Annotated in this window: 8 protein-coding genes; 3 read left to right on the top strand and 5 right to left on the bottom strand. The window is 75.5% G+C overall.

What is annotated here, in order from left to right; translation table 11 throughout:
• The first annotated feature begins 55 nt into the window (after window positions 1-55).
• Window positions 56-880, top strand: a complete 825-nt coding sequence (locus ABZW03_RS11200; protein WP_355254946.1) for a carbohydrate ABC transporter permease — start codon at window positions 56-58, stop codon at window positions 878-880.
• Window positions 881-956: 76 nt separating this feature from the next.
• On the opposite strand, the gene ABZW03_RS11195 is transcribed toward ABZW03_RS11200, so the two are convergent.
• The 3 genes from ABZW03_RS11195 to ABZW03_RS11185 all read right to left on the bottom strand — a co-directional run bounded on the left by ABZW03_RS11195 (window position 957) and on the right by ABZW03_RS11185 (window position 3,304).
• The gene (locus ABZW03_RS11195; RefSeq protein ID WP_355254940.1) at window positions 957-1,568 is read right to left on the bottom strand and encodes a hypothetical protein; all 612 of its coding nucleotides are present in this window, start codon (window positions 1,566-1,568) and stop codon (window positions 957-959) included.
• Between the two features lie 155 nt (window positions 1,569-1,723).
• A complete protein-coding gene (locus ABZW03_RS11190; protein WP_355254937.1) occupies window positions 1,724-2,482 on the bottom strand; it encodes a VOC family protein in 759 nt (252 codons plus the stop codon).
• 180 nt (window positions 2,483-2,662) lie between these two features.
• Window positions 2,663-3,304, bottom strand: a complete 642-nt coding sequence (locus tag ABZW03_RS11185) for an alpha-ketoglutarate-dependent dioxygenase AlkB (protein WP_355254935.1) — start codon at window positions 3,302-3,304, stop codon at window positions 2,663-2,665.
• A gap of 61 nt (window positions 3,305-3,365) precedes the next feature.
• Between ABZW03_RS11185 and ABZW03_RS11180 the strand changes: the two genes are divergently transcribed.
• Entirely contained in the window at window positions 3,366-3,986 is a 621-nt protein-coding gene (locus ABZW03_RS11180) for a hypothetical protein (RefSeq protein WP_355254933.1), read from the top strand.
• A gap of 95 nt (window positions 3,987-4,081) precedes the next feature.
• Window positions 4,082-4,600 carry a universal stress protein gene (locus ABZW03_RS11175; RefSeq protein WP_355254931.1) on the top strand — a complete coding sequence of 173 codons (519 nt, stop codon included), beginning with the start codon at window positions 4,082-4,084 and terminating at the stop codon, window positions 4,598-4,600.
• Between the two features lie 7 nt (window positions 4,601-4,607).
• On the opposite strand, the gene ABZW03_RS11170 is transcribed toward ABZW03_RS11175, so the two are convergent.
• Both ABZW03_RS11170 and ABZW03_RS11165 read right to left on the bottom strand, forming a co-directional pair.
• Entirely contained in the window at window positions 4,608-6,227 is a 1,620-nt protein-coding gene (locus tag ABZW03_RS11170) for an amidohydrolase (protein WP_355254929.1), read from the bottom strand.
• Window positions 6,224-7,066, bottom strand: a complete 843-nt coding sequence (locus tag ABZW03_RS11165; RefSeq protein WP_355254927.1) for a PaaX family transcriptional regulator C-terminal domain-containing protein — start codon at window positions 7,064-7,066, stop codon at window positions 6,224-6,226. The genes ABZW03_RS11170 and ABZW03_RS11165 overlap by 4 nt, the downstream gene beginning before the upstream one ends.
• Window positions 7,067-7,150: the final 84 nt, after the last annotated feature.

The raw sequence follows: 7,150 nt of genomic DNA, 5'->3' as shown, positions 1-7,150 counted from the left end.
GAACACCGGCGGCTCCCGGAAGGCCCGGGGCCGGAACACCCGCGGCCGGTGGCGGCTGGCCGCCAACACCGGCGCGATCCTGCTGGGCGTGGTCACCGCCTTCCCGATCTTCTGGATGGTGCTCTCGGCCTTCAAGCCCAAGGGCGAGATCCAGTCGCTCGAGCCCAGGCCGTGGACCGCCCACCCCACGCTGGAGAGCTTCCGCCAGGTGCTCAGCGTGGACGGCTTCGGACGCTACTTCGTGAACAGCCTGGTGGTCGCGCTGTCGGTGGTGGTGCTGTCGGCGGTCGTGGTCTTCCTGGCGGCGGTGGCCGTGACCAGGTTCCGGTTCAGGTTCCGCACCACCATCATGGTGATGTTCCTGATCGCCCAGATGATCCCGGTCGAGGCGCTGACCATCCCGCTGTTCTTCATGTTCCGCGACGCCGGCCGGTTCGCCCCGGGCATCGGGCTGAACACCCTGGCCTCGCTGGTCCTGGTGCAGCTGGCGTTCTCGCTGCCGTTCGGGATCTGGATGATGCGCGGCTTCGTCGCGGCCGTCCCGGTCTCGATCGAGGAGGCGGCGCAGATCGACGGGGCCGGCCGGACCCGCATCCTGTGGCGGATCCTGCTGCCGCTGGTGGCGCCGGGCCTCGCCGCGACCAGCGTGTTCTCCTTCATCGCGGCGTGGAACGACTTCGTCTTCGCCAAGACCTTCATCATCAGCGCCAGCCAGAACCAGACGCTGCCCTCGGCGCTGCTGGTCTTCTTCAAGCCGGACGAGAACGACTGGGGCGGCATCATGGCGGCGTCCACGCTGATGACCGTGCCGGTGCTGATCTTCTTCATCGCGGTGCAGCGCAAGCTGGTGTCCGGGCTGGCGGGGGCGGTGAAGGACTGACGACCGCCGACGGCCGAACACCCGGGAGCCCCGCCGTGAGGTCGGGGCTCCCTCGGCCGTCCGGGGTCGGGAGCGCTCAGGAGACGAAGCCGACGACGTCGGCGCCCTCCCGGTGCCGCGCGAGCCGGAGCCAGCCGACGACCTCCGCGACGGCCTCGGCCACCTCGCGCTCCGGCGCCGGGGTGCGGCCCTCGCGCTCGGCCCGTTCGAACTGCTCCAACGCCCGCCGGCAGGCCTCGGCCGACCAGGTGTCGCAGGAGGGAACGTCGCAGTGGGGCAGTCCGGCGGGCAGGCCGCCGCCGTACTGGAAGTCCGCGACCGAGACGGCGGTGATCCCGTACGCCTTCAGGCCCTCGTCGACCACCTCCAGCCAGGTGCCCCGGAACGGGCCGAAGGAGTCGACCTCCAGCGGCTGTCCGACCAGCCAGCACAGCCGCCGGTACGCGTAGCCGTACTGGAAGGCGTGGTCCTCGTGCCCGGAGAACGGCCCGCCGTGCACCACGGCGCGCAGCGCCTCCCGGGCGGTCGGAGCGCCCTGGGCGATCTCGTCGGCGAAGTGCTCGTCCGACCTGTCCAGGGACGGGCCGAAGTACGCGAGGGCCTCGTCGACCGCCCCGTCGTCGCCGCTGCCGACGCGGGCCCGGAGCTCCGCGGGGTCGACCAGGTACGCGCGCAGGAAGGAACTCATGCCAGCACGGTAGCGGTCGCAACGGACAGCGGGGTCGGCGGGGCGGTCGTCCCGGTCGGCGCGGAGCGATGCCGAACAGTCTTGCCAGGAAGGCAAATTGACGCAGAGTGAGGCGGTGGCTCGGGCGAGCGGGCGGGCGCTCCGGTGGCCCGGGCTCAGGCCGCGGCCGCGGAGTCCCGGGCCGGGACGGCGACCAGCGCGAACTCCGCGCCGGCGTCGTCCCGGACCAGCGCGGTGCGGCCGTACGGCGTCGGCTCCGGCCCGGTGACGACGGTGCCGCCGAGGGCGCGCACCCGCTCGGCCGCGCGGTCGGTGTCCTCGGTCGCGAAGTGCGCCAGCCAGCGCGCGCCCGCCCCGGGGGCGCCGGGGCCGATGCTGCAGGCCGGACGGCCGGCCACCCGGGCGAGGGTGTGGCCCGCCCGCGGCCGGTCGTAGGTGTAGCCGAAGACCCTGCGGTAGAAGGCCCGGGCGGCGTCGGGGTCGGGGGAGAGGTGCTCGTTCCAGGCGAGCGCGCCCGGCTCGTCGACCAGGCCGGCGCCGTCGATGGTGCCGGCCTGCCAGAGCCCGAAGCGGGCGCCGAGCGGGTCGACGGCGAGTGCGGCGCGGCCCTGCTCGGCCACCTCGTACGGCTCCCGGGCGAGCCGGCCGCCGGCGGCCCGGAGGGCGGCGAGGGTGCGCAGCGGGTCGGCGCAGGCGAGGAAGGTGGTCCAGGCGGCGGGCGGGTCGGCGGGCCGGGCCCGTTCGACGGCCGCGACCTGGGCGCCGTACCGGGTGGCCACCGCCTCGGCGGGGCCGGTCGGGACGAACTCCCAGTCGAACAGCGCACCGTAGAAGGCCTGCGCCCGCGCGGTGTCCGGTGTCGTGAGCGCGACCCAGCACGGGACCCCGGCGCGGTAGATGCCCGGCTTCGGCATGCGGCCCTCCTGACGGGGGCGGTGTTCCGGGCCCGGCGCCCGGGCGTCCCGGCGCCCCGGCGTTCGGCGCTCCGGCGTCCGGTGCCGGGCGTTCGGTGCCCGCGGCTCGGCCCCGGCACCCGGCGTGACCGGCCCCACCCGCCAGCCTCCGCGCCCGGCGGGTGTGCGGCAAGCGGGGGATCAGGACACTCCGCGCGGCCGGAACTGGATGCTGATCCGCGGGCCGACCGGGCGGGCCGTCTTGGGGATCGCGTGCTCCCAGGTGCGCTGGCAGGAGCCGCCCATCACCACCAGGTCGCCGTGGCCGAGCGGGTGGCGGACGACCGCCGCGCCGCCGGACCGGGGCCGCAGCGCCAGGGTGCGCGGCTCGCCGACCGAGAGGATCGCCACCATGGTGTCCTCGCGGGCGCCGCGCCCGATCCGGTCGCCGTGCCAGGCCACGCTGTCCCGGCCGTCCCGGTAGTAGCAGAGGCCGAGGGTGTGGAACGGTTCGCCCAGCTCCCGGGCGTAGTGCCGGCTCAGCGCCGCCCGGGCCAGGCCGAGCACCGGGTGCGGCGGCTCGGCCCCGGCCGGGTAGGAGGCCAGCAGCCGGGGGACGTCGACCGTCCGCTCGTACATCTCGCGGCGCTCGGCCCGCCAGGGCACGGTGGCGGCCAGCTGTTCGAACAGCTCGTCCGCCCCGTGCAGCCAGCCCGGGAGCAGGTCCAGCCAGGCGCCGTCGCCGAGCGGCTGCCGCCGCAGGCCGTCGAGCGGGCCGAGGTGGATGCCGCCGCGGTCCGCGTCGTCGAACAGCGAGGGCTGGAGGTGGAGAGTGCCGTGCATGGGGCCAGCGTACGCCGTTGTTCGAACATATGCTCGAACGGAGGGGCTCTAGGCTGCGGGTATGGCGATCAACGGTTTCGGGGCGACCGAGTTCCAGCTGGTGCTGCTGCGCCGGATGGCCGATTTCCAGCCCGGGCTGGTCGAGGACGCGGTGCGGCGGCTCGGCGCCACCCGGTCCTCGATGCGGGAGGCCAACAAGCGCTGGCAGGCGATGGTCCGCGCGCCCGGGTTCCCACGCGGCGGCGCCCGGTACGCCGCCGTGCTCGGGCCGGCCGGGGCGAGCGTGCCGCGCCGGATCGGGGACCTCGCCTGCGTCGCGCGGCAGTGGGCGCTGCCGCTCTGGCCCGAGCTGCGCTTCGAGGTCCTGCTCGGCCCGGCGGAGACCGGCGGGCCGCTGCTGAACGAGTGGCTGGTACGGGCGCCGGGCGCTCCGGCGCCCGTGCTGCGCACGGCGGCCGACCTCGCGCCGTGGAGCTGTGTGGTGGATGACGTGGGGGCCGCGTTCCCGTCGGCCGTGCCGCGCGAGGGGAGCGCGCCGACCAGGTTCCGGCTGGACTTCGCGGCGGCGGACGGCGACGGGCGGGTGCGTCCGTACGAGGCCGACTTCACCTGGGGGCTGCTCCAGGAGGTCCGCCCGGCGGGTGGCGGCCAGGGCATGGATATGCCTGGCGATGCACGGTGATATTCAGTGAATGCCTTAGATTTGCAGGCATAAATGGGAGTGTGGCAACCTAATCGCAGACATTGAAGAGTTCTGGCACTGGAAAGCGAAGGATCATGTCGGACGGCGCCCGCGTCATCGTCGGAGTCAGCGGTTCCCTGCACAGCCTGACCGCCCTGCACCGGGCGGCCGAGGAGGCCCGGGTCCGGCAGGCCGTCCTGGTCCCGGTGCTCGCCTGGACGCCGGTCGGCGGCGAGCGCAACTACCGCGCCCGGCCGTGCCCGCCGCTGCTGCGCGCCTGGCAGGAACTCGCCGAGGCGCGGATGGCGAGCGCGCTGGAGCAGGCCTTCGGCGGCCTGCCGGTCGGCGTGGAGGTGCGGCCGCTGGTCGTGCGCGGCGAGGCCGCAGCGGTGCTGACCGGGCTGGCCGACCGCCCCGGCGACCTGCTGGTGGTCAGCACCGGTGAGCAGGGCGGCGTCCGGGCCAGGGCGCGCGGGCTGCTGCGCCGCTCGGTCACCCGGCAGTGCCTCGACCGGGCCCGCTGCGGGGTGCTCGCCGTCCCGCCGTCCACGCTGCACGAGGACCTGCGCGCGCTGCACCGCGGCATCGACCTGCGGGAGCTCGCGGCCGCCTGACGGCCCGTCAACTCCGGTGGGTGGTCCGCCCGTCGACCACCGTCCGGGTGGGGCGGAGCTCGCGCAGCGCGTCCACCGGGCAGTCCAGCGGATTGGCCGGCCACACCGTGAGGTCGGCGAACGCCCCCGGCCGCAGGCTGCCGCGCACCGCGCTCTCGCCGGTCAGCCGGGCCGCGTTCACGGTGTGCAGCGCGACCGCCTCGGCCCGGCCGATCGCGTGCTCGGGGCCGACCACCCCGGCCGTGGTGTCCCGGGTGGTCATGCCCCACACCGACACCATCGCGCCGTACGGCCCGACCGGGAAGTCCGAGCCGCCGGCGATCAGCGCGCCCTCGTCCAGCCACTCGCGCAGCGGGAAGAGCGCGGCGGTGCGCTCCTCGCCCCAGGCCCGCTGCTGGGTGAGCGCGCCGTCGTGCAGCAGCGGGTGCTGGACCGTCACCGGGATGCCGAGCGCGACCGCCCGGGCCCGCTGCCCGGGGCGGGCCAGGCCGCCGTGCTCGACCACCAGGGTGCCCGGCGGCAGTCCGGGGCGGCGCTTCAGCACCCGCTCGAAGACGTCCAGCAGCACCCGCAGTCCGCGGTCGCCCCAGGCGTGCACGCCGACCCGCCAGCCGCGCTCCACCACCCGGTCCACCGCGGCGAGCAGCGCGGCCGGCTCCCAGAGCAGCCGGCCGTGGTAGCACGGCTGATCCTGGTACGGCTCCTCCACCGCGCCCGCCTCGAAGCCGCCGTCGATGCCGAACTTGACGCCCCAGAGCCGCAGTCGGTCGTCGTCCCGGCCGGCGGCCCGCCAGTCGTCCATCCGGTCCAGCAGCGCGTCCACCTGCTCCGGTGTGCGGGCGGCGAAGCCGGAGACCAGCGCCCGGACCCGGACGGCCAGGGCGCCCCCGGCCCGGGCCGCGTCCAGCACGTCGAGGTCCTCGACCGGGACCAGGCAGTCGCGGACGGTGCCGATCCCGGTGGCGGCGAACGCGGCAGAGGCGGCGCGCAGGCCCTCGATCCGCTCCGCGAGGGTGGGGCGGGGCAGCACCCGCTCGACCAGCTCGACCGCCCGGTTGACCAGTCGGCCGGTCGGCCGCCCGTGCTCGTCGCGCTCGATCACGCCGCCGGGCGGCGCCTCGGTGGACTCGTCGATCCCGGCCAGCCGCAGCGCGGCCGAGTTGAGCACCATGTTGTACGCGCCGCGCCGCACCAGCACCGGGTGCTCGGTGGTGACCGCGTCCAACTCCCCGACGGTGGGCATCCGTTGCTCGGCCAGCAGGACCTCCTGCCAGTTCACCGTGGTGTGGATCCACTCCCCGGCGGGCGTCCGGGCGGCGCGCTCCCGGATCAGGCCGAGGAACCCGGCGAGGTCGCGGGCCCGGTGGACCGGCACACCGTGGACGCTGTGCCCGGCCAGCACCAGATGGGCGTGGGTGTCGTCGAAGGCGGGCAGCACGGTCGAGCCCGGGGCGTCCACCACCTCGGTGTCCGGGCCGATCAGGCCGTCCAGCCCGTCGGGCGCGGGGGAGAGGGCGGCGATCCGGCCGCCGGTGACGGCGACCGCCCGGCGGGGCGGCTCGCCGGGCACCAGGGTGTGCACGGCGGCGGCGCGGATCAGCAGGTCGGCGGGGGCGGGGGCGGTCATTGCGGCTCCTGGGGGCGGGACAGTCCGGTGACCTTCTCGACGTACCGGAGGCTGGGCTCGGCGAGCAGGCCGTGCAGCTCGGTGAACACCGCGCGGGCCGGCACCGCGTTCCAGTCGTCGGGCAGCAGCGGCGCGGGCAGCCCCGGGTCCAGGTACGGCAGCCGGCGCCACTGGGTGAGCATCGGCACGTAGTCGCGGAACGCCTCCGCCGGGTCGACCGGCGCGCGTCCGCGCGACTCCTCGGCGACCGGGCGCCAGGCGTCGGCGAACGCCGCGTACTGCGCCTCGATCGCCGGGAGGTCCCACCAACTCGCCACCGCGGTCCGGAGATCGGCGAAGCCTGCGTACTCGGCGGAGAGGAACAGGTGGACGTAGGCGCTCAGCCCGAGCCGGTCCAGCAGCCGACGGGCGTCCGGCAGCAGCCGGGCGGGCGCCAGCCAGACCCCGGGGGCCGCGTTGCCGAAGCCGAGCCAGCTCAGCCGGGAGCGCAGCTGGTGACGGTGGGCGCGGGCGGACTCGGGCACCGAGAAGACCGCCACCACCCAGCCGTCGCCCAGTTCGGCGGGCTCCAGGCTGTGGAAGATCCGCCGGTCGCCCTCCTCGAACACCGGGTCCATCGCGGGAGCCAGCCGGTAGCCGGTGCCCGCGCGGCGCTCCTGGAGCAGGGTGCCGGCCTTCTTCAGCCTGGACGTCGCCGAGCGGACGGCCGGGCCGTCGACGTCCAGCTCGGCCAGCAGGGCGATCAGGTCGGCGATGGATATCCAGCCCCCGAGGCGGCGGACGAACTCGCCGTAGACGGTGTGGATCAGGGAGCTCGGCCGGGGTGTGCTCTCGGACATGCGCGGACCTCCTCCCCGGCGACTGGTGGCGATCATAACGAGAGTGCCGGTCCGGGGGCGCGGGATTCCTGCGTTTCCAAGGCG

The organism is Kitasatospora sp. NPDC004799, from assembly GCF_040609095.1.
Taxonomy (GTDB): Bacteria; Actinomycetota; Actinomycetes; order Streptomycetales; family Streptomycetaceae; genus Kitasatospora.
The sequence above is the reverse complement of the archived record's forward strand: the minus strand, read 5'-3'. Positions and strand labels throughout refer to the sequence as shown.